This window comes from candidate division TA06 bacterium (assembly GCA_016235665.1).
Classification (GTDB): Bacteria; Edwardsbacteria; AC1; order AC1; family EtOH8; genus UBA5202.
Window position 1 is genome coordinate 32,624 of record JACRJI010000015.1, and the last position, 22,790, is coordinate 55,413.

16 protein-coding genes are annotated in these 22,790 nt (G+C 49.1%); 2 read left to right on the plus strand and 14 right to left on the minus strand.

Going from position 1 to position 22,790, the window contains the following annotated elements; genetic code table 11:
- Window positions 1–4: 4 nt before the first annotated feature.
- The gene (locus tag HZA73_10050; GenBank protein MBI5806374.1) at window positions 5–5,695 is read right to left on the minus strand and encodes a hypothetical protein; all 5,691 of its coding nucleotides are present in this window, start codon (window positions 5,693–5,695) and stop codon (window positions 5–7) included.
- Between the two features lie 164 nt (window positions 5,696–5,859).
- On the opposite strand from HZA73_10050, the gene HZA73_10055 reads away from it, so the two are divergent.
- Both HZA73_10055 and lptG read left to right on the plus strand, forming a co-directional pair.
- Window positions 5,860–7,086, plus strand: a complete 1,227-nt coding sequence (locus tag HZA73_10055) for an LptF/LptG family permease (protein MBI5806375.1) — start codon at window positions 5,860–5,862, stop codon at window positions 7,084–7,086.
- Entirely contained in the window at window positions 7,083–8,177 is a 1,095-nt protein-coding gene (gene lptG / locus HZA73_10060; protein ID MBI5806376.1) for an LPS export ABC transporter permease LptG, read from the plus strand. Before HZA73_10055 ends, lptG begins: the two co-directional genes overlap by 4 nt.
- A gap of 224 nt (window positions 8,178–8,401) precedes the next feature.
- Here lptG and HZA73_10065 read toward each other — a convergent pair whose 3' ends face one another.
- The 13 genes from HZA73_10065 to HZA73_10125 form a co-directional block, all read right to left on the minus strand.
- Window positions 8,402–9,658, minus strand: a complete 1,257-nt coding sequence (locus HZA73_10065) for an adenosylhomocysteinase (GenBank protein MBI5806377.1) — start codon at window positions 9,656–9,658, stop codon at window positions 8,402–8,404.
- A 106-nt stretch (window positions 9,659–9,764) separates the two neighbouring features.
- On the minus strand, window positions 9,765–10,910 hold the full coding sequence (locus HZA73_10070) for a methionine adenosyltransferase (GenBank protein ID MBI5806378.1): 1,146 nt from the start codon (window positions 10,908–10,910) through the stop codon (window positions 9,765–9,767).
- A gap of 43 nt (window positions 10,911–10,953) precedes the next feature.
- Entirely contained in the window at window positions 10,954–11,931 is a 978-nt protein-coding gene (locus HZA73_10075) for an NTP transferase domain-containing protein (GenBank protein MBI5806379.1), read from the minus strand.
- On the minus strand, window positions 11,928–13,001 hold the full coding sequence (locus HZA73_10080; GenBank protein MBI5806380.1) for a bifunctional phosphoglucose/phosphomannose isomerase: 1,074 nt from the start codon (window positions 12,999–13,001) through the stop codon (window positions 11,928–11,930). The genes HZA73_10075 and HZA73_10080 overlap by 4 nt, the downstream gene beginning before the upstream one ends.
- Complete coding sequence (locus HZA73_10085) at window positions 12,998–13,576, minus strand: N-acetyltransferase (protein ID MBI5806381.1); 579 nt, start codon at window positions 13,574–13,576, stop codon at window positions 12,998–13,000. Before HZA73_10085 ends, HZA73_10080 begins: the two co-directional genes overlap by 4 nt.
- A gap of 108 nt (window positions 13,577–13,684) precedes the next feature.
- Entirely contained in the window at window positions 13,685–15,100 is a 1,416-nt protein-coding gene (locus tag HZA73_10090) for an undecaprenyl-phosphate glucose phosphotransferase (protein ID MBI5806382.1), read from the minus strand.
- Between the two features lie 25 nt (window positions 15,101–15,125).
- Window positions 15,126–16,103: a glycosyltransferase gene (locus HZA73_10095; protein MBI5806383.1), complete on the minus strand. Its 978-nt coding sequence runs from the start codon at window positions 16,101–16,103 to the stop codon at window positions 15,126–15,128.
- Window positions 16,100–17,563, minus strand: a complete 1,464-nt coding sequence (locus tag HZA73_10100) for a radical SAM protein (protein ID MBI5806384.1) — start codon at window positions 17,561–17,563, stop codon at window positions 16,100–16,102. The genes HZA73_10095 and HZA73_10100 overlap by 4 nt, the downstream gene beginning before the upstream one ends.
- Window positions 17,560–18,480, minus strand: coding sequence for a glycosyltransferase family 2 protein (locus tag HZA73_10105; protein ID MBI5806385.1), 921 nt, complete (start codon window positions 18,478–18,480; stop codon window positions 17,560–17,562). Before HZA73_10105 ends, HZA73_10100 begins: the two co-directional genes overlap by 4 nt.
- A 14-nt stretch (window positions 18,481–18,494) precedes the next feature.
- Entirely contained in the window at window positions 18,495–19,709 is a 1,215-nt protein-coding gene (locus HZA73_10110; GenBank protein MBI5806386.1) for a glycosyltransferase family 4 protein, read from the minus strand.
- A gap of 40 nt (window positions 19,710–19,749) precedes the next feature.
- Complete coding sequence (locus HZA73_10115; protein MBI5806387.1) at window positions 19,750–20,625, minus strand: glycosyltransferase family 2 protein; 876 nt, start codon at window positions 20,623–20,625, stop codon at window positions 19,750–19,752.
- A gap of 31 nt (window positions 20,626–20,656) precedes the next feature.
- The gene (locus tag HZA73_10120) at window positions 20,657–21,481 is read right to left on the minus strand and encodes a glycosyltransferase family 2 protein (protein ID MBI5806388.1); all 825 of its coding nucleotides are present in this window, start codon (window positions 21,479–21,481) and stop codon (window positions 20,657–20,659) included.
- A gap of 43 nt (window positions 21,482–21,524) precedes the next feature.
- Window positions 21,525–22,790, minus strand: coding sequence for a glycosyltransferase family 4 protein (locus HZA73_10125; GenBank protein MBI5806389.1), 1,266 nt, complete (start codon window positions 22,788–22,790; stop codon window positions 21,525–21,527).

Below are 22,790 nucleotides of genomic sequence, written 5' to 3' on the forward strand. Positions count from 1 at the left end.
ACAGTTAAAAAGTTATGGTGACGGTGGTGTTAAGACTGTAGGACTCGCTGTCCAAGGTGGGCATTTTTGCGTCTGTGCTGCTGGTATACGAACCGCTTAACTCCCCCTTTATGTTCCGGGTGAAATTATAGGTGGCATTGGGAGAAATGGATATGTCGGTTTTATTGTTTATGAATTTTTCATCGGGGATATCCTTCACATCAACTCCGATGTCCAGGGCGGGGGCAGAAATAGTATTGGAATAACTGGCTTGCAGACCCAGGTTAAGATCGCTTTTGAATTTGAACCTCTTCTTCCCCATCTTCCACAATTTCAGCACAAAACCCTGGGGAGCGCTGAAGGAATAATTCCCTGAAGCGCTGATCTTCATATTTCGGGAATAGGCTTTTTGCCAGCCGCTGGGAAATTCAGCGGAGGTCACCGGTAAACGGCTGTCCGTAGTGGAGTAATCAAAGGAAGCCTGGGTGCTGACCTGTTTTTTCCATCTGGCATTAAGCGAGATCAGGGGACTGAAACTGTGGTTGATGGTCCAGCTGGTAGTATCCCGGTCCCGGCCGGCCTGGAAGGCCATTTCCTCGCGCTTGGAATAGTTGCTGTTAAGGTTGGCACTGGCCAGCATTTTGATCATTTTCAATGCCTTCTCCACCGAGTTCAGGCTGACCCTCAGGTCAGGCCAGGTAGTACCCTGCCGGGAGATGGCGCTGTTCGGCTCCCAGGTCCAGGAATCGCTGCGTTGCCATCCGGCATTGATGCTTAGCTGCCCAAGCGAAGCCCCGGTGCTGGCCGAATAGCTGTTGGTGATGCCGGCCCGGTCCGAGGCCAGGGGGGCATAGCTTTCGGAGTAAAGCGGCCTTCGCCGCCATCCCAGTTGATAATAGATATCGGGGTAAATTACATCTGTCCGGCTGTACAGACCCGAGGAACTGTTGGTTTTGCTCTGGGAAATAGTTATGTCCAGCGGATTGATCTTCTTCAGTATCTTTTCTACCTGAATGACCAGCCACAAAGGAGTCCCAGCCTCGGTGGAATCGTCCTTGGATTCGTTTCGTAGTGCAGTTATTTTTATCAGCCACTTGGCTATTTCCAGATTTCCGTTCAGCGAAAGATTATTGGCGTTTGAAATGTTCAGGAGCGACGCGGAATCTGGCCTGCTGGGGACCAGATAGGCCTGGTTGGTCTGGCTATAAGTGGTGCTGTAATTAAAATTTGGCTGGATCAGCTTCAGCCAGGTAAGGGTGGTATGGTAATCCACCGTCTGGGAGCGGGAGACCTCCGCACCCAGCCCGTATTTCCAGGCCAGCTCGCCGGCCCCGGTCCTTTGCAAAAGATTGCGGCTAGTGGAAAAACGGTAATTTAATGGATCAGCGACCTGCCAGGAAAGCTGGGCGCTGCCGCCCCTGGTCAGTCCGCTGCCTGCGGTGCTTACCGCGTTGACCTGCTTGTCCAGGTTCCAGTGCCAGGTACGTTTATTGTTAACAGCAAAAGAAAGCCCCGATGGCAGGTAATAAAGCTTAAGCCAGTCGCCAAGGCCCAGACTCCTCCTTGTTGCGGGTGTCCACCCCCAGCTGAGATCGGTATTGATGGTGGTGGAACTGTCAGAATTATACCTATCGCTGGAAGTGCTCCGGTTCCAGGCCAGCGAAGCCGACATCCGGTCTATGGTAAAATCAGTCAACCACCACCGGGAAGGGTTTTTACTAAGATCCACTTTTATGTTCCGGCCCCGGGTCCATTCCATTTGTTCGGAGCTTTCCTGATCGGTCAGCTTGCGGTCGTCTCCGCCATACCAGGGATAGCTTTCGGACAGACTGGCCCCGAAACTTACCGGGACCTTAAGCCCCAGACGGTTAAGGTAGAATTTATCCAGCTGCAGGCTTCCGCCCAGATTGTAACTTAACCTTTGGGCCAGGGCCGGAGCTTGGCCCATGGTGTACCAATATGCGTCTCTGCGGTCATACCCCAGGCTGAGGGAAAACAGGTCGGCTATCCCTATCTTTACGCTGGCGATTACTGCCGTGCCCCGTTCCCGCCGCACTTCATCTAACCGGAGGTTATCAAACAATACCTCGCCGCTGTATGGGATTAGCGTGTCCGGATTGAGCACGCCCAAATACAAAGCACCGATATTGGCCAAATTGGGTGTGCCCTTGACGGTATATGCACCCTTTGTCTTAAGACCCAAAGAATTAGTATCAAGCGTTTTCACGCTGGTAAGTTCGTCCAGGTTCAACGTCAGTTCCTGCCAACCGGAGGTAAGCTGGCCGGTGTATTGATAATAAGGGCTGGAGCTGTCTGCGTTCGAAGCCAACCGGATCAAGTATTGCCCGGCTCCGAGGCTGTCTTTTACCCAGAGCTTGAGTTTTTTATAACCAGTATAATTGTTTTCCCGGGTGTTGGTGTTCCTTTGGGCCAGGGCCAAATGTCCGGGTTTAAGATTGGCCAGCTTTAAGACCAGACTTTGCTCGAATTTGGGATGCCCATTCTCATCGTTCTCCACCGTATTGGGCGGCGGAAGGTAGTCGGCATCGTCCTTGTTGTTTTTAACAGTTATGTTGAATTCTTCCGTGCTGTCCACCGGAATGGGATACAGCGCCGGGACGATCGGTTTTTCCTGCCACCGGTTGCCCGATACTTCCACCAGGGCCAGTTCTACCTCTGCCGAAGCGGCTTCACAACTGTCCACCCAGACCCGGGCATAGTAGATATTGCCCCAACCGGATTGATTACCGACAGCTTTAGCCGAATCCAGCGGCACAGAGAACTTTCGCCAGTTGTTAGCATTGGGTTCTCCATTGCTGTCCGAAAGATTAAAGGTAAAGGTATAATAACTGTTGGTTTGTTTCCAGACGGTCCCGGGACCATTGCCCGACAGCTTCAGATCTTCGGTATCGTATATCCCGTTGCCTTCGGTGCCGTTGTATTTGGAAGAATCGGTGGCAAGAAAATCGTCGTTCCCGTCATCGCCTGAATTGATATCACGATCGTTATCATCTCTTTTTATCATATCTAAACCGATGTCATTGTCTCCGGTATATATCTGCTGGGCGGCTGGTGCCAAAGATTCAGCATCCACAATTCCTGGCCGGCCTTTGATATAACCCCAGGCATCCCGCCTTACCTGGTCCATGTCCATCTCCTCTCCGAAGTCTATGTGCAGTCGGACCGCAATATTGTCTTTGGTCCTGACCCAGACGTTAAGCAGTTTGCTCTGGCTCAGGTCCATCCCGTTCCTGCTTAATAGCTGGGTTACACCAGACCAGGAACTATCGCCGGCGGCAATATCCGGCTGATGATAGATTTTAAGAGTGGTCACGGGGTCTTTTCGCAGGGTAGAATCGGTGATGGCCGGGTTGATCTCTCCCTGGGTCACCTTGGCGGTGGGATTATACCAGAATGCCCTGGCGGCAAATTGTTCCCTGGTCTTGTGAAAGCTGGAGTCGGGGAGGCCGGAATGAACCCAGCCCTGGCGATATAGATTCAGGCCGTCGGTCAGCTTGGTGCCGTCCATATCGTCCAGATAAACTTCGCCCTTGGTATTGGGATTGGGAAAGTTGGCCGCAGCCTCACCGGAAACCTCAAAATTTGAGGCAGCCTCTGTTTCCACCCCTGGCAGGTAATTGGCCAACGCCGTCAAGAACCCTGGACTGGTCTTGTAATATCCGTCCAGGCCGGCTACTATCATCGTTTTGGGCTCCTCGCCCAACCGGGGCTTGGTCTCAAGGCTTTGCTCGCTGCGGTAAAGCCAAGTCCCTCCCAGTTGAGCATGTTCGCCAAGTTTATAAATACCGCGCATCCCGGCTAGTGTCTTGGTGCCGAATGAGGCCCAAGGCATGAATTGATAGCTGATGTTGAGGCTGGTTCCGGCCTGAATCACCTTTTCCCGGTAGGCCTCGGCAAAGGTGACGGTGCCAGTCTCATAATCCACCGTATACTGGCTTGAAGGCACATTCTCCCCTCCGATGCTTACCTGGACGCTTCCTTCTATCAACTGACCGGCAACATCCAAATTATAAATCGCCTGCTTGGTAAGATAGCTGATCACTATCTGGTATTGGGGAGTGACCCTCTCAAGATTGGAACTGTCGTAAATGGCTGGATTACGTACAGGAAGGACCGGATCATCAAAGGGGCGGGTCCAGTGGGGACGGGGCATCAGATCAAAGGAAAAATATCCCTCGGATATGCTGCCAAATTTCTCAAATTCAATCACTCCGTTGGAGTCGGTCAGACTCATCAGATCCGTGAACAATCTTCCGCTGGCTGAATCCCGGGACTGGACATCAGACCCCGAACTGGATATTTTCTTAACATCGATCTTAAGGCTGCTTTCCACAATGTCATTGGAACCTATGTTATAAAAGTTCCTGAACTCATAGTTCCAGGCATACCCGTCTCGCGACAAACTGTCCGCGGGGCGGCAATTTTCGGGTTTGATTACGGCAACATTTGGCAGGCTGGTGGTATCGAAGACGGTCTGGTCTGGATAATATTGCCCGTTCTGGGTTTTATATGCCACCAACAGCGCATCGGTGGTCTGAAGACCATATGCCAAGGTCAATAGATAACCATTGCCTCCGCCTAATCGTTCATATTTGAACTCCTCAATCAATTTCTTTTCCACCGCTACGTAACTTCTTGTGAAGGCAACGGAATCCATTACGTTAAAATCAAGCCAGCTGCGGTTCAGCCCAAAGACTTTTTTTGTGCCGGTTTGTGTTTGAGTCTGTGAATTCACATAAACTCTCATGTCGGTTATGGGATCGTTGGTGTCCGCCACCGGTATCCAGAAAAAACGATGGGCTATGAAATCCTTGTCGTAAAGCTTGTTCTCCTTCTGCTGGCTTTGGCCCACAAATTTCTTGGTCTCGCCCTGCCCCTCGTCCTTGCTGGCAATGGCGGTCAGTTCCAGGCCGCCCAGCTTGGCCACCCCCTTGATGCCGAACAGCCCCTTGTGCTGGGTGCTTAAGCCGCCGATGAGCGATGATCCCGCCAGGCTGAACTCGGTGTCACCGGCCTCCAGCCTTTGTAATATCTCATCCTCCTTGCCTTCGTAATAGAGGCGGATCTTGCTTTTTTTGTCGGTCAATGCTTCGCTATTCCAGTCGATCAGAACGTGCAGCCGTTCCCCGATGATGCCCTCCAGATTCACTTGTTGTTCCTGCTTTATTTTCAGGGCAAAACTGCCTGTATTCCCGGCAACCTCGGTGGTTTTTTCCCTGCCGTAGTTATTGGTCTGCTGGCCGCCTATGGTGATCTTTTCGCTGCCGCTGATCTTTATCTGGGCCCCGGAGCCCAGTATCTTGCCGATTCCAGGCAACGGTACTTTGATGTCCGGGATCAATCCTTCGCCTGAGCGATCGGCGGCCGCCTTGGCCAAAAAGTCAGCATTGTTCTGCCGCCATAAGGTTGACAACCCGGCCTGGCGGCGCTTCAGCCCAAAACCTTCCAAGGTATTGAATTTCTGGAAAAGGGGAAAGTCCCTGTACATTTCCAGTTCCAGCATAGCGTTAAGATTCAGATCCAGGCTGTCCTTGACCGAAATGTTCTGATCCCTGGCCTGCTGTCCGATAAACCCCGAAGCCAGCGAATCAAGAGAACCCTGCTCCTGGGCTATAGCCATGCCTGCACCGGCCAGTGTTGCCAGGAAAAGTGACAGGCTGAACTTTACGATCTTATTTATGAAAAATGGTTTCAACAGTCATCTTTAAAAAAACGTGAAAAATATTGTTTCATGGTTCACCAGGCAGTCACTAGTTAGTATGGTAAATCATGTTAATCCTGTCTAATTGGTTTCCAGCCTTTCCGCCGGAATGTAGAAAATCCTTGCATTTTTGAGAATTACAGGTTAATATTAAGCCCATGAAAATAATGGACCGCTATCTTTTAAGGGAGCACCTGGCCCCCTTTTTCTTTGCGCTGGCAGTCACCACCTTCATCCTGCTGATGGACAAACTGTTTGAGCTGATCGACCTTTTGATCGGCAAACGGGTGGCCGGGCTGTTGGTGCTGAAGATCTTTGCCTTAAGCCTGCCCTCGATTCTGGCTCTGACCGTGCCCATGGCGGTGCTGGTGGCGGTGTTGATGACCTTCGGCCGCATCTCCGGCGACAATGAACTGACCGCGCTTAAATCCGCCGGACTGCCGCTGTCCCGGCTGCTGGTGGCCCCGGTCCTGGCCGGGATGGCTTTGACCCTAGGCCTGTATTTTTTCACCGACCGGATACTGCCCGAGGCCAACCACTCTCTGAAAAACACCTTTATGGCCATCTCCTCCGCCAAACCGGCCCTGCGGCTGAAGGAGAACACATTCGTTTCCGATTTTACCGGCTATAATATCCTGGTGGGCAAAGTGGATGCCGGCAGTTCCCGCCTGCACAAGGTCACCATATACGAAAGCATTCCCAACGGCTACCCCCGGACCATTATCGCAGACGAGGGACAGCTGACCATGATGACCAGGCAGAATGTTCTGCGGCTGGAGCTGTGGCGGGGCCAGATCCACGAAGCCGACGTCAAGGATCCCCGGACCTACCATAAAATGGATTTCAACACCCACGTCATCAACCTGCCCCTGGACCCGGCCACGGTTCAGACGGTGCAGGCCCAGCGGGGAGACCGGGAGATGACCTCCAGAATGATGCAGGGACAGATCACTCAGATAGAACAGACCATCGCCCCGGTAAGAACCCAGCTGGCTGATTCTGCCCGGCTCTCGGCCTGGCAGAAAGAACAGTTCAAGCAGGACATCCACAATAAGACCAGCGACATCCGACGTTATCAGGTGGAAATTCAAAAGAAGCTCGCCATTCCATTTGCCTGCCTGGTCTTCGTATTATTAGGAGTGCCACTGGGATCGATGACCAGAAAGGGTTCCATGGGCGCCAGTATCGGCATGGCACTAGGATTTTTTGTGCTCTATTACCTGGCTTTGGTGGGCGGCGAAGAACTGGCCGACCGCCAGATAGTGTCTCCCTGGCTGGCCATGTGGGTGGCCAACATTGCTTTGGGAACCTGCGGAGTCCTGCTGCTTTTGTGGCAGAATTCTGAAATTGACCTTCGCAAACTGATCACCAAAAAGGCAAAATGAAGATCATAGACCGCTATCTGATCCGGGAATTCCTCAAAACCATGCTGCTGGCCTTGGTTTCCTTTGTACTGCTCTTCATCCTGGTGGATGTCTTTGAAAAGCTGGACATTTTCATCGACGCCAAAGCCAAGCTTTGGATGGTGGCCCTTTATTATTTGTATCAGATTCCCTACATTCTGGTGTTGACCCTACCGGTGGCCATGCTTTTGGCCAGCATGGGAACCATCAGCCAGATGTCCCGGCATTACGAGATTGTGGCCCTTAAATCATCCGGCATCAGCCTCAATCGCGTATTCATGCCGCTTTTAATGCTGGGCCTTTTGGTAAGCTTGCTGGTGCTGGGATTTGGGGAAACCGTGGTCCCTTTCACCAACCAAAAACGGGGAAATTTGGAGCGCCAGGACATCCGCAAGCGCAGCCTGCATTTTGAAACTATCCGCAATGATCTTTATTATGCCGGAACCGGCGGCAGATTTTATTTCATTAAAAGATACGATGTTCCCAAAGCCTCCATGGACTCGGTGGTGATCTGGCAGATGGACACCCTGAACCGGCTGGCGGTGCGGGTGGACGCCCCCAGAGGGTTATGGGTCAACGACCACTGGGAGCTTCAGGGAATCAAAGGAACGCCCATCATCAGGCGCCAGTTCATCAACGACCAGATGCTGGAGGACAGCCTCCAGTTCCTGGCTTTAACCGGGTTTGCCGAGACCCCGGAATCATTCACCAAAAGGGTGCTGCTGCCGGACGAGATGAACTTTGCCCAATTATCCAGGTATATAGATGCCCTGCAGCGCTCAGGCGGGGATGCCCACCGCTATGTGGTGGACCTCTACTTCAAGCTTTCATTCCCCTTCGCCAACTTCATCATTCTGCTGTTCGGGCTTCCCATCCTATCCAATTCCCGCAAAAGCGGGGCCACCCTTAGTTTTTCCCTTTCGCTGCTGGTCTGCTTTGTATTTTGGGGGATATTGCAGACCGGCCGGGCCCTGGGCCATAATGCTTCCCTGCCGCCCACGGTGGCGGCCTGGCTTCCCAATCTGCTATTCGGAGCGCTGGGCTTGTACATCCTTTACCGGGCTCCCAAATAAAAAAAGACCGTCTTCCTCAGATCCCCGGATCAAAACAAAATATCCACCGCCCCTTAACGCTGTTTATCTAAAGCAAAAAGGGGATAAAGGATATTTGGTTTTTGCCGGAAGAAACTGACTTAAACGGCCGTTAGTGTTTCCTCTTAGTTTTGTTTTCATCGGGCCAGACTGTATTCATTAGGATACAGCCTGGCCCATTTTATATTTAAGCCTTAAACTGTAACCTAGGTTCCCATCTCCCATGATGCCAGGTATTTCTTCTGTTCCGGGGTCAGGATATCGACCTTGACCCCCATGGCCTTCAGTTTTAAACTGGCTATCTGCTGGTCCATTTCAGGGGGCAGCGAATAGACCTTCTTTAGCATGGTCCGGCCTTTTTTGGCCAGGGTCTCGGCGGCCAGGGACTGGTTGGCAAAGCTCATGTCCATCACGCTGGCCGGGTGTCCCTCGGCGGTGGCCAGGTTTATCAGCCGGCCCTCGGCCAGGATGATGACGTGGCGGCCCGAAGGCATGGTGTATTCCTCCACCAGCGGCCTGACCTCGCGCTTGGCCTTGGCCACCTTGCGCAATCCGGCCAGATCCAGCTCCACGTTAAAGTGCCCGGAATTGCAGACGATGGCGCCGTCCTTCATGGCCTTGAAATGCTCTGGCCTAATGACGTTGATGTCGCCGGTGACGGTGATGAAGACGTCCCCCGCTTTGGCGGCCTGGGCCATGGGCATCACATTGAATCCGTCCATCAGGGCCTCCAAGGCCTTGACGTTGTCGATCTCGGTGACGATGACGTTGGCGCCCATTCCCTTGCCCCGCATGGCCAGGCCCCGCCCGCACCAGCCGTAACCGGCCACCACCACGGTGGAGCCGGCCAGCAGGAAGTTGGTGGCCCGCAGGACGCCGTCCAAAGTGCTCTGCCCGGTGCCGTAACGGTTGTCAAACATGTGCTTGGTCTGGGAATCGTTGACCGCGATCACCGGAAAGGCAAGGGTCCCGGCCTTTTCCATGCTCCGCAGGCGGATGACACCGGTGGTGGTCTCCTCGGTCCCGCCGATGATGTTCTTTAAAAGATCGCTCCGCTTGGAGTGCAGTTCGGAGACCAGGTCGGCCCCGTCATCCATGGTAATGTTGGGCCGCTGGTCCAGCGACTGGTTCAGGTGGCGGTAGTAGGTCTCCTTGTTCTCGCCCTTGACCGCGAACACCTGGACGCCGAAGTCCTTGACCAGGGAGGCTGCGACCTCATCCTGGGTGGAAAGCGGGTTGGAGGCGCACAATCTGAGCTCGGCTCCGCCGGCCTTAAGGGTCCGCATCAGATTGGCGGTCTCGGCCGTGACGTGCAGGCAGGCCGAGAGCTTGACGCCTTTGAGGGTCTTCTCTTTTTCAAAGCGCTGGCGGATGATCCGCAGCACCGGCATTGATTTCTCGGCCCATTCGATCTTGTTCCTGCCCTGGGCAGCCAGTTTGATATCCTTGATATCGTAGTTCATTCTTTCTTTCTCCTTTATTTTTAGAACTATTCAGCGCCACTAAGGCACGGAGTCACAAAATTAAAAATGGAATTGTATCTTAGTGACTTTGTGGCTGAATGATCACTTACTTTTTAGCCGCTGCCCTAAGCTTGGCGGCCATGTCTGTCTTTTCCCAGGTAAAGCCTTCCTCCTCGCGTCCAAAGTGGCCGTAGGCCGCGGTCCGGCGGTAGACGGGCCGTTTCAGGTTAAGCATAGAGATGATGCCATGGGGAGTCAGATCAAAGTGCTGACGGATGATCTTGGTGATCTTGCCGCTATCCACCTTGCCGGTGCCATAAGTGTCAACCGCAATGGAGACCGGCTCGGCCACTCCAATGGCATAAGCCAGTTGTATCTCACAGCGATCGGCCAGTCCGGCCGCCACCACATTCTTGGCGATGTACCGGGCGGCATAGGCTGCGCTCCGGTCCACTTTGGAGGGGTCCTTGCCCGAGAAGCAGCCGCCGCCGTGCCGGCCCAGCCCGCCGTAGGTGTCCACGATGATCTTGCGCCCGGTCAGGCCGGAATCGCCCTGGGGCCCGCCGATCACGAAGCGCCCGGTGGGGTTGACCAGGATCTTGGTCTTGTCGTCCATCAGCTTGGCATTGACAACCCGGTTGATCACATGCTTGATGATATCCCGCTTGACCCTATCCTCCTTGACCTCGGGATTATGCTGGGCGGAGATCACAATGGTGTCAACCCGCTTGGGTTTGCCGTTGTCGTATTCCACCGTCACCTGGGACTTGCCGTCGGGGCGGAGGTAATCCAGGGTCCCCTTCTTGCGGACCTCGGAAAGCCGCCGGGTCAGCTGATGGGCCAGTTGGATGGGCATGGGCATCAGTTCCGGAGTGTCGTTGCAGGCGTATCCGAACATCATCCCCTGGTCACCGGCTCCGCCCACATCCACCCCCATGGCGATGTCGCCGGACTGCTCCTGGATGGAGGTCACCACGGCGCAGGATTCGTAATCGAAACCGGTCTTGGCGTCGGTATAACCGATATCTTTGATGGTCTCCCGCACGATCTTGGGAAAGGGAATATAGCAGTTGGTGGATATCTCTCCGACCACTACTACCAGCCCGGTGGTTACCAGGGTCTCGCAGGCCACCCGGCCGTTGGGATCCTGCTCCAGAATGGCGTCCAGAATGGCGTCCGATATCTGGTCGCAGACCTTGTCGGGATGGCCCTCGGTCACCGACTCCGAACTGTACAGGACTCTTTCTACCATTGATTTTCTCCTAAAGTGAATGGTTTATTTATAACATTTCCATTTAAGTCAGGTCAATTTCCGAGCCATCCCCCAAGTTAAGCCGGCGTTGTTTGCCCCGGATCGTAGCGTTGTCACCCAACAACGAATTCTGGAGCATCATGGTCTCGATTTGGACGTTGCCGCCGATGATGGTATTGGATATTATGGAATTTTTTATGTGACTGCCGGCGGCGATGGAAACATAGGGCCCGATGATGCAGTGTTCCAGCTTGGCGCCGGGGTCGATATAGACCGGCGGGTTGATCACCACACCCGGCCGGGGGGTGGGATGGAGCGAACTCATCTCCAGCAGCTGACGGTTGGTCGAAAGCAACGTCTCCGGTTTGCCGCAGTCGTACCAGCCATCCACGGTAAAGGATTCCATGGTCTCGCCCTGTTCCAGCATCAACTGCAGGGCGTCGGTCAGCTGGTATTCCCCCTTGGTTTTGATCTTTTTCTGGTACAGCTGGTCGATGGCGGCGTACAACCGGGGCATTTTTCTGATCAGGTAAATCCCCACTATGGCCAGATTGGTCTTGGGATGTTCAGGTTTCTCCACCAGCCTGGATATTTTTTTGCCGTCCAGCTCCACCACCCCGAACCGCCTGGGGTCGGCCACCTGCTTCACTCCGATCTGGGAATTGGGCTTGGAAATGACGTCTTTAAAGCTGGTCTTGAATATGGTGTCCCCCAGGATGATGATGGCGTCATCGTCTCCCACCGTCTGCTTGGTGAGATAGATGGCGTCGGCCAATCCCTTGGCCTTTTCCTGGGTGACGAAGGTGGTTTTGAACTTGAAATTGCCTTCGACGTACTCCCTAATTTTGTCGCCCATATGGCCGATGACCAGAATCACCTCGTCGATGGGCAGGCCCTGCAGCTGGCTCAGGATATGACCGATAATGGGCTTTCCTGCCACCGGGATCAGCACCTTGGGCGTGCTGTGAGTGTGGGGCCTTAGACGCGTACCGGCCCCTGCTACCGGGATGATGGCTTTCATTTTCCTCCCCCCAGTTTGCTTTTGAGGAATTTTATCCTCTCCACCGGAGTGGGATCAGCCTGGTCCAGAAGCGCCAGGTAGTAGCTGGTCATGTCGCCCAGGAAAATAGCCGAGAACAGTCTTGCCAGAAGCGACTGCCCCCGGGTTTCTAGCTTGATTATCCCGGCCGCCTCGGTCTTTAAGATATCCGAGATGATACCGGCCCGGAGCTCGTTGGATTTATGATCTTCCCGGTCCGACAACATCACGATTTTGGTGCTTTGGCGGATCTGGGGAAGCTCCTGCCAGCCTACGATCTCGTTGTGGCAGAGTTCGGGGAAAAATGCGCAATAGGAAAGCATCTTGGAATTTTCGTTGATCTGGTTGGTCCAGCGCCGGGCCACCGGCCACAGGCTGTCCACCGAGGAATAGATCACCGTCAGGTAGTTTTGGAGTTTCAGGGCCAGCTCTTTGGCCTGGTTTTTGGGAGCCGGATTTTCCAGGGCAAACTCCGCAGCCAAAGTATCCAGCAGGGAGACCGCTTCCACCGCCTCGGAACGGGAAGCCTTGATCAGACCGAGTTTGGTCAGCATCCCCCAAAGCCCGAAGAACGAATATCCCAAGGCTCCCCGCGGCGGCAGTCCGCCGGGGATGATCAGGCAGGGATTGTTATTTTGCTGACATAATGATTTTAACTTTCCACCGGAAGTGATGGCCATTATCCGAAGACCTTTCTTTTGGGCCTGGTGATAGGCGGAGAGGGATTCCTCGGTATCGCCGGAATAACTGCTGATCACGGCCAGGTCATTCGTCCCGGCCCAGCCCGGCAGCCCGTAATTCCGCTGAACCCACACCGGCATGGCCATCTTGTCCTGGCCGTAGGCCGAAATGATGTCGCCGGCGATGGCCGACCCCCCCATCCCGCAGATGATCAGGCTGCGGCAGGGATCGCCGGTTAAGGACATTTCAGTTTTATCGACAATCTCCAGCACTTCCCGGGCCTGCCGGGGCATGGAACAAATGACCCCGTACATATCTGAGGGGTCAGCTGATTTCAGGAACGATGGTTCGAGATTATTCAGGTCTATCATTTCAACGGTCCTATCTTTTTACCGTGGTTGACATACTTACGTCCGCAATCGGGGCAGACTGATATTTTGCCCTTTTTGAAATCCAACGCCCCGCCGCATTCGCACATCCATCCCATCTGGCGGGCCGGCACCCCGGCCATCACGGCGTAATCCGGCACATCCCTGGTGACCACCGCCCCGGCTGCCACCATGGCATGCCTTCCGATGACTATTCCGCACAGGATGGTGCTGTTGGCCCCCAGCGAAGCGCCCTTCTTGACCAGGGTGGGGATCCATTTCCCGTGCTTGGGGTAGGCCGCCCGGGGATTGAGATCGTTGGTAAAGACCACCGAGGGCCCGCAGAAGACCTGGTCCTCCAGGGTCACCAGATCGTAGATGGAGACGTTGTTCTGCAGCCGGCAGCCGTTGCCGATGACCGCCCGGCCGGAGATATAGCAGTTCTGGCCGATACTGCAATCCTGGCCGATGGTGGCCCCCCGGCAGATATGGCAGAAATGCCAGATCTTGGTCCCTTTTCCCACATTGACCGGCAGGTCGGCAAAGGATGTTTTATGCAAAAAATATTTTGTCAGCATATTGCTTCCGGTCAGTCATAAGGTGCGGTTATGATGTTGCAGTTTTGTCCGAATATATCTTTTAATTATACCAAATAAACCGGTCAAAGTCCATAAATAAGCAACAACTTAATAGGCGTTATTGGGGAACAAAACCTGGATCACGGTCTTAAACAATATCTTGATGTCCATCAGCAACGACCAGTGTTCTATGTAAAATATATCGTACTTGGTCCGCTCGATAATCGAGGTGTCTCCCCTCAAACCGTTGATCTGGGCCCAGCCCGTTACCCCGGACTTGACCTTGTGGCGCGAGGCATAGCGTGGAATCTGTTCCTTGAATTTGGCCACAAAGAACGGGCGTTCCGGCCTGGGACCCACCAGGCTCATATCGCCTTTCAGGACATTGTAGAACTGGGGCAGTTCGTCCAGGCTGTATTTGCGCATGAAGCTTCCCAGCCGGGTGCGCCGGGGATCGCCGTCCTTGGCCCAGACCGGGCCGCTCTGTTCCTCGGCATCCATCCGCATGGAACGGAATTTATACATCTTAAAGGTGGTGCCGTCATAGCCCACCCTTTCCTGGGAGTAAAAGGCCGGTCCTTTGGATCCCAGTTTGACCAGGCCGGCCAGCACTAACATCAGCGGCGAGAGCAATGCCAGGGCCGTAACGGAGCTGGACAGATCAAAGGCCCTTTTTATCAGAAGGTCCCAGTCGGACATGGGCACCACCCGCAGGTTGATCAGGGGTATGTCCCCCAGCTGGGAGACGCTGGTGTCGTGGCTGATAATCCCTATCAGGTCGGGCACGAATTTCAGCTCGATCTGGCGGTGTTCTATCGCATTGACTATGTCGGGCACTTTCCCCTGGTTCTGCTGGGGAAGAACGATGAAAAGGGTGTCCAGGGAATGCTGGTCCACCAAAGCCGAAAGGTCTTCGATCTTAGCCAGGTTTATCCCGGGTTTTCCATTCTGCTGCGAGGCGTTGCAGCAATCGGAGATGCCGATCAGCAGATCGATCCGGTAACCGTATTCCGGATGTTTTTCTATCTGCTCCAGTATCTTTTGGGCGGTCTCCCCGTTGCCCACCAGCCCCGCTCTTTTAAGCCCCAGTCCGTATTTGCTCATCAGCCAGCGGTAAACCTTCACCGCTATGATCCGTTCTATGGAAAGCAGCACAAAGCCGATGATGGTGGCCAGGCCCAGCACCAGGCGGGACCATACCACCTCGCGGTAAAAGAAGGAAAAGGCCATGATGGCCACCAGCCCCACCACCGTTCCCTTGGCCACCCGGTAGATCTCCTCGTCGCTGGTCATGATCTGGCGGCTTTCGTACAGGCCCACCATCCAAAAAATGAAAACCCACAGGATCCCCACCGCCACCGAGGCGCTGAAATAATAGAAATAGGGGGGGATGCCCTTGGGCACCAGTATCCAGCCGGAGAGGAAGCGGATCCAGTAGGAGATGGTGAAGGACAGGAAGATGATCAGGGCATCCATCAGCATTAGGATGCCGGAGAATGTCAGCTGGCCTTTGCGGGTGAACATTATTGCTTCATATATAAATTTGTTATTATTTATTTATTGTAATGGTCTTGAACAGACCGCCGGTTATACCGGCGAACTGAAACAATGAACGTCCCATCAAAACAAGAGGGCTTAATATCCCCGCAGTTAGATCGCGTTTGACAGCCTTGATCGTGAAAGGAATGGTGGACAGAAGAAAAGAGAACAAAACCGCGGCTGGTATAAATTTTAGTTTTTGATCGAAGACCCAAAGCGCAGCTGCTATCATTAAAAGCGGGAACAGCAGGGTTTGCAGTTTCATCAATTGAGGTGTATGTCCGTCTTTGATCATTTTGTTGGGATTTTTCCTGACCGCCACCATCCGCCAATAGGCAAACTTGTATTTCTTTTTGAAATAACTGATCCAGGTGCTTGGATGAGTATGATAGACAACAGCCTGGGGGTTGAATACCATTTTCAAACCGGCATTAGACATTCGAAAGGATAACTCCACGTCCTCTGCGCAGGCCACTGGGAAACTGGTATCATATCCCTGAAAACGCAAAAAAACATCCCGTTTAAATCCGGCGGAGTATGTATCTATGAAATCAATATACTTGGATTTCCTTAAAAGATCATACTTATCTTGGTATTCAATTTGAACAAAACGGGCGGCCAGCTCTTTTTGCCTGGTCTTATATATCCCCTTGGCGCCGCATAAATCCTGTTCTTTTTCAAACGGAAGAAGCATGTGATTTATCCAATCTGGGTCCGGGACGCAATCAGCATCCGTGAAAAGTATGATATCCCCCTGAGCCGCCTTGGCGCCGTTGTTCCTGGCTGCGGCCGGCCCGGCATTACCCTGTTTAAGCAATTTTATACCGGTGTATTTGCCAGCGATCTCAGCGGTTCCGTCGGTCGAGCCGTCGTCCACTACAATTATCTCATAGTCTGATCTGCCGGCAGTCTGGTTCGAAAGTGCCTCCAGGCATTGCCCTATTGTTTTTTCTGAATTATAAGCCGGAATGATTACCGAGGTCCTCACTTTTTGCCGCCTCCGTATGTACCCCGGAAAATATGCCGTCCCAGGGTCCACCCCCCCTTGGCCAAACGCTTGAATTCCTGGAGATCGGTAAGACCGTCGATCATTTTACGGAAGATATATGACGGGCGTATGTAGAACTCTTTTCTGGCCCGGTCGCAGAACTCCACCAATTCGGTATTGGACAATCCCGGCCGGCTGACTATGCTGTTATGCATCCCATCCGGCGTCAGCCACTCCCTGAAATCGCTGGTGGTAAGAAAGCCGTTGCTCTTGGCCCACTGATAGGCCTCGGTCCCGGGATAGACCATTATCGGAAAAAATTGGGCTGTGTCCGGATTAAGCTCCTTGGCGAATTTCAGGGTCGTCTCCAAAGTATCTTTTGTCTCTCCGGGATTGCCTACCATAAAGCAGCCGTGCAATTTTATCCCGGCCTTTTTGGCGTCCTTAAAGAACTGTCTGACCCGCTCCACCTTCATGGCTTTCTTCATCTGGTCCAGCACTGCCTGGTCGCCGCTTTCCACTCCCACGCAGAAAAGCCGGGCCCCGGCTTTCCTCAGCATTACCATGGTTTCCAGGTCCACATCGCAGCGGGAATTGGCCGACCACTTTATCTTGATTCCCCGGCGAAGGATCTCTTCGGCGAACTCCAGGCACCTTTTCTTGTTGAAGGTCAGGGTGTCGTCTTCGAACATAAGTTCCTCGACGTCGGGGAAATTCTTTAAAATAAACTGGATCTCGTCCACTACATTGGGTATGGACCGGAGACGCGGCTTGTGACTGCAGAACACCTGGGGATAAACGCAATAGACGCACTGATAGGGGCAACCCCGGCCGGTGATGACGGTGATTATGGGATACTGGCTGTGGGCGTAAAAATAATCCTTGTAATCCAGGTGTTTAAGATATGCCTGGCTGACGAACGGCAGGGAATCAACATCCACCCTCAGCTCCCGCTCCCCGGTTTTAATGATCTTTCCGCCAGTCCTGAGAACCAGGCCTTTGACATCGCTGACAGATTGGCCGGAGCCCAATTTTGCCGCCAGTTCTACCAGGGTGTCTTCATACTCCCTCATGGCTACGGCGTCTATGGATCCATTCAAGCCCAGGCTTTCCTCGGGCAGGGCTGAGACGTGGGGTCCGACCAAGACCACGAAGGATGCAGGCAGAAGCTCCTTAATACTGGCCCCGGTCTCCACATCGCTGAAAATGCTGGGGGTGCTGGTGTCAATGACGACCAGTTTGGGGTTGAACTCTTTGATCGTATTTTCAACCTGTTCCCAGGCCAGGCCCTTTGCCGGGCAATCGATCAGCTTCACCTGATGGCCCTTTTGGTCGAGGGCTTCGGCGGCAAAGGCCAGCCACATTGGGTAGTAAAATGTGCCGCTTTTAGTAACGGCTGGGCTGCGCTGTTCGCGGGAGAATTTATTGAGAAAGGGTGGGTTTAAAAACAATATATTCATTTTTTATTTAAACTCGTTTCCTTATAATGTAATTTTGCAGAAACACCATCAATACTCCCTTTGAACCAAGCAACAAGGGTCTCTAATGGCGTATCAGATTTAATAGACTGATAAATCTTATATGGCGTAAATAATATAATATGCAATAATATGCCATACCAAACATAAATAATATTGAAATTTTTTCTCAGAACAATTATTCTGCTTCTTGCTCTGTTGTAAAATGCAAATGGCGTAATTCTTATCCCTTCTACCTTATGCCAGGCGACAGCAGAAGGAACATAAATAAGTTTAAATCCCGCTTTTGCAGCTCGGAGACAAAAATCAACATCCTCCTCATAAAAGAATATATCTTCATCTAACAAACCTATTTCTTCAAATACTTCTCGTTTTATTAACATTATACAACCCGTCATAAAAGTAGCATTTACATATTCATCTTTAAACACTTTGGGAATTCTATTTTTTTCGGGCACAACATTTCCCCCAGTCCAACAATTAAAATGGCCGCCACCTTGCCAAATTATGTCTTTTTTGTGAGAATAAAATATCCTGGGGCCTGCAACACCACATCTATTATTTGCAACAAAGGCCTTTAGTAAATTATTTATACAATTAACATCCAAGAAAGCATCATTATTTAACAATAATATATAATCCGGGTTTTCTTTAATGGCCTTTATAACGCCAATATTTATACCTCTGCTAAAACCTTCGTTCTTATCATTAACGATAAATTCTATTGACCTTTCATCTACATATTTCTCTTTAAGTATTCTGCCTGAATCGTCGGTAGATCCATTGTCGACAATAATAATCTTGGAAACAATAGTAGAGCTATTCTTTAGAGAGTTAACACACTCCAGGGTATCATGCAAATTATTCCAATTTAGAATAATAACATAGATGTTATTCATATCAACTATGGCGTTTATTTGATTGCGTTAATTAATTTTGCTTCCAACCGATCGTTAGCGTTATCTAACGACCATTTTTCAGCAACAATTCTTCTTCCGTTTTCACCAAGTTCAATTGCCTTACGGGAATTGCACAATAGATCGTTGATCGCATCAGCCATTGACTCAGGTTCAGCGTCTACTAATAACCCATTTATCCCATTTGTAATTGTTTCACGCACACCACCCTCTTTAACAGCAACAACTGGAAGGGAACAGGCATTTGCTTCCAAAGGAGCGTAACCAAATGGTTCCAACCGGGGTGCATAAGTCAGCATTTTTGCATTAGAATACAATTCAACCAACTGCAGGTCTGTTACATTTGATAGTATTTTTATGGGTACGCACCTGTCTTCAGCAAGTCGTATAATCATATTCTGATATTCATTATTTATGAAATTTGATACTATCACTAATAATGGTCGTGGCTCTGCTATGTGGCCCATGGCGTTAACAATGAAATCAATGTTTTTGTTCTTGGTAATTGAACCTACCATTATAATATAATTGTCTTTATGAGTTAAATTATCAGTTTTAAATAAGTTTGTATCGACCCCTAAATAACATACCTCGGAATTTATTCCATAAGCACGAAGAACGCTTTCACGGCTGAAGTAAGAATTTACAAGTAGCTTTTTGAAGGCACGCGCGTTAGTTATTTCTTCTCTGGCTTTCAATTTATAGAACTCATGCACCCCCATATCCTCGATGAAAGATGGAATCTGCGACAATCCTTTTGGGACATTAGGCAAGGCTAATGGATTGTTATTATTTGCCTCAAATATTGATCTTTTAGGTTCTTGCAAATAAAGAACAGATGGCAGATTTGAATAGCGGCCAATAAACGGCGAAGCCATAAATTGGCAAGTGTTGGCAAACAATAAATCGTATTCTGTATTACATAATTGAGAGGCACTTTTGATAGCATTATTTTTTAAATTAATTATATTTAGCCGATGCCCTATCAATCTCTTTAGTTTATCATACTTGCTTACTGCTTGCTTATCATAATACTTACAATCAGTAATTGTCACTTTTACCTTTGCAGATAAATCAAGAAATGACCTATCAGCACATGACGGTTGCCATACTTCAATATCATGCCCTCTCTCAATTAAACCACAAATGTGGTTATATAAAGCCCTTTTCCCTCCACCACTTGGCAGATTGTGCCAAACAGCAATCTTCATATATTTTTACTTCTATATGACATTAATTGCGCCTCTCAGATCATTTACCATATTGGATCACACTTAGCAACCCTTTATAAGCTTCAATTAGTTCTCTGTGTTTGCCACGAGATACATATTTAAACGAATCCCTTATGATTATTATAGGTAAGATTATCATGAATACTATTTTATGAATTTGAGTGCCATTTGATTGGTTAAGCAATAATCTATTACGCCAACGGAAATAACTTTGATAACTATTATATTCACCTCCTGAAGTTGCCCCGGTATGATGATAAACAACAATATCTGGCACATATTTTATTGAGTAACCAGATCTCCTGGCACGCAAACAATAGTCAACATCTTCGTAATAACTAATATATTTTTCTCCCAGCAAACCTATTCCTTTAATTACTTTTGTATCTATCCACATAGCACAACCACTGGCAAAATCAACATCCCTTATAATATTAAATTGATTCCTGTCACATTCATCCTGTCCAATATTCATAGCCATCGCTTGCTTGTTCTTAACATATCCTCCGCATGCCCATATAATATCTGAATTATAATAATATATTTTGGGTGCCAATATCGCAGCTGTTTCTGAGAATTTCATAAATAGATTTAGCGTATTGGGGGATAGAATTGCATCATTATTTAACAACAGTATATAGTTGGGATTATAATTCTTTATTGCATACCTGGTTGCAATATTATTACCTATGGCATAACCATAATTTTTATCCAATGGCATTAAATCAATATTTGAAAGACGTTTTAATTTTTCAATGGAATCATCATTGGAACCATTATCCGCAACAATAATTTTAACTATTATATTAGGGTCATACTTAATGCTTTCAATTGCCTTAATTGTCAGATCAGCTTTACACCAATTGACAATTACTATAGCTACATCGACATTCATAGATACCATGATAACATATTTATAATATTTCTTAACCAGAAATATATTTTTTCCAGTTAATTGTTGGTGCTAAATATTTTTTTTCAACATGTGTCCCTAATGCAGGTATTGGTATCCAGAGTTTTCTTCTTTTGCCAAATAATATATATGGCCAACAATAATACCAAGCTTTCGCAATGATTCGAAACATCTCGATATCAGTAAAATAATAAAATAGACATTTTACAACATTTAGTTTATGCTTTGTTAAGCTAATCCAAAGGCTCGCATCAAGATTCCCTGTTGAATAACTTAAAAACACTTTCTTTGTTTGCTCTAATATTTTTTTCTTTGTAATAAATGTTAGACAAGTAGAATTTGCTGTTCTCCAATGATGATCCCCAAATAATTGTAAATAGTTGTTGTGTTTATGTAATTCATATGTATATAAATCAAGATGATCATAAACAGAAATAAAGTCAACATTTTCAACATTATTTAGATAATCAACCATGTGGACAATGCTATTTGGCAAGTAAAGATAATCATCCTCAGCAAAATAGATTGTCTCCGATTGGTTTTGAGACAACAACAATTCTATTTGTTTTTTGAAAGTCTCTTTATTCCCAACACCATTTACTCTTACGATCTCGAGATCATCTTCACTAAAATATTTGTGGAATAATTCATTATATTCGTAAGGGCAATTATCTAAAATGGCAAACATTTTAACTTTTAATGGCCCAAGAGCTTTCTTAAATGAACAAAGACATACCTCTGATAATTTATATTTATCTGTTTTATGGACGAACGGGGTTTTCGACACTAACGGATAAATACGATACGCAACAACTAAATCATATTTTCCTAATGACATTTAATTGCCCCTATGTAATGTATATTTAAAAGTTTAACAAAAGCTAACAAACTTTAACCGGTGGCATTCCTTTGTTGTTTTTATTCTGACACGCCTTTTCCAACAGCTGTTCAAGGTGCTTTGTTGCAATGTGCAATGACCATTTTTCTTTTACCTGCAATCTCCCGTTTTTCCCAAGTGATTCCCTGACACTCTGATTATTGAGTAAATACTTAATTGCATCTGCCATTTGTGATGGTGAATAATCAACCAAAATCCCGTTAACATTGTTGATTATAGTTTCCCTTAGCCCACCTTCAGCAATTGCAACAACTGGGATTTCACATGAATTTGCTTCTAATGGAGTAAACCCAAAAGGTTCTAAGCGCGGTGCATATAAAAATATTTTTGACTTGTTTAAATACTGCAACATTGTTTTATCGCTAACATTAGTCATAAATTCTACAACTACATTTGATTGCAGGGCCTCTTCAATTAGCTTATCTTTATAATCTTGATTACTGCCATTACCAATGCAAACTAAGGAAGGCTTATCCGGACCTAATAATGAAAGGGCTTTGATAATAAAACCAATGTTTTTACTTGGGGCTATTGCACCAACTGTGATTACAATGTTGCTTTTAATAACACCTTCGTCGGGCATAAAATGATCGGCATCTATGCCTAAATAGCATACGCTTGATTGAAGACCGTACGCCCGCAACACATTTTCCCTGGAAAAATATGAATTTACAAGAATATCATCAAAGGAAGCAGCATTACGATATTCCTCCCTTACTTTAAAACGCATCTGATGTATTCTTATGTGATCTTCAATTGTGTTGATCAAGTAATTACTAATATTTTCGCCGCGTCGATATTTCTCACGGGCTTTCCAGGGATACTCTGGCAATGCTTCATATAGTACACGACACGGCTCTTGTAAATAAAGCACTTTAGGAATAGCTAAATATCTCCCAATGTGTGGAGCACTAAAATATTGACAAGGGTGCGCCAATAATACATCATAACCACCCAACCTGATTTCACCTGCACAGCGACGGCAACTTATGTCAAGTTCCCGATATAGCTTCCATTTACGAATCAATCGCATCAGTTTATTTCCGACGTTCCCTGGTAGCGTCATAGCTTCACCAATCGGCAACACATGCTCTGTAATCAATTGATCTAATGGTAAATACTCGCGGTCTGCTGTTGATGGGCACCATGCTTCTACATGATGCCCTAATGATAGCAATCCTTTAACCTGATCATACAGCGCTCTTTTACCACCACCATTCGGCAAGTTATGCCAAACTGCAATGCGCAT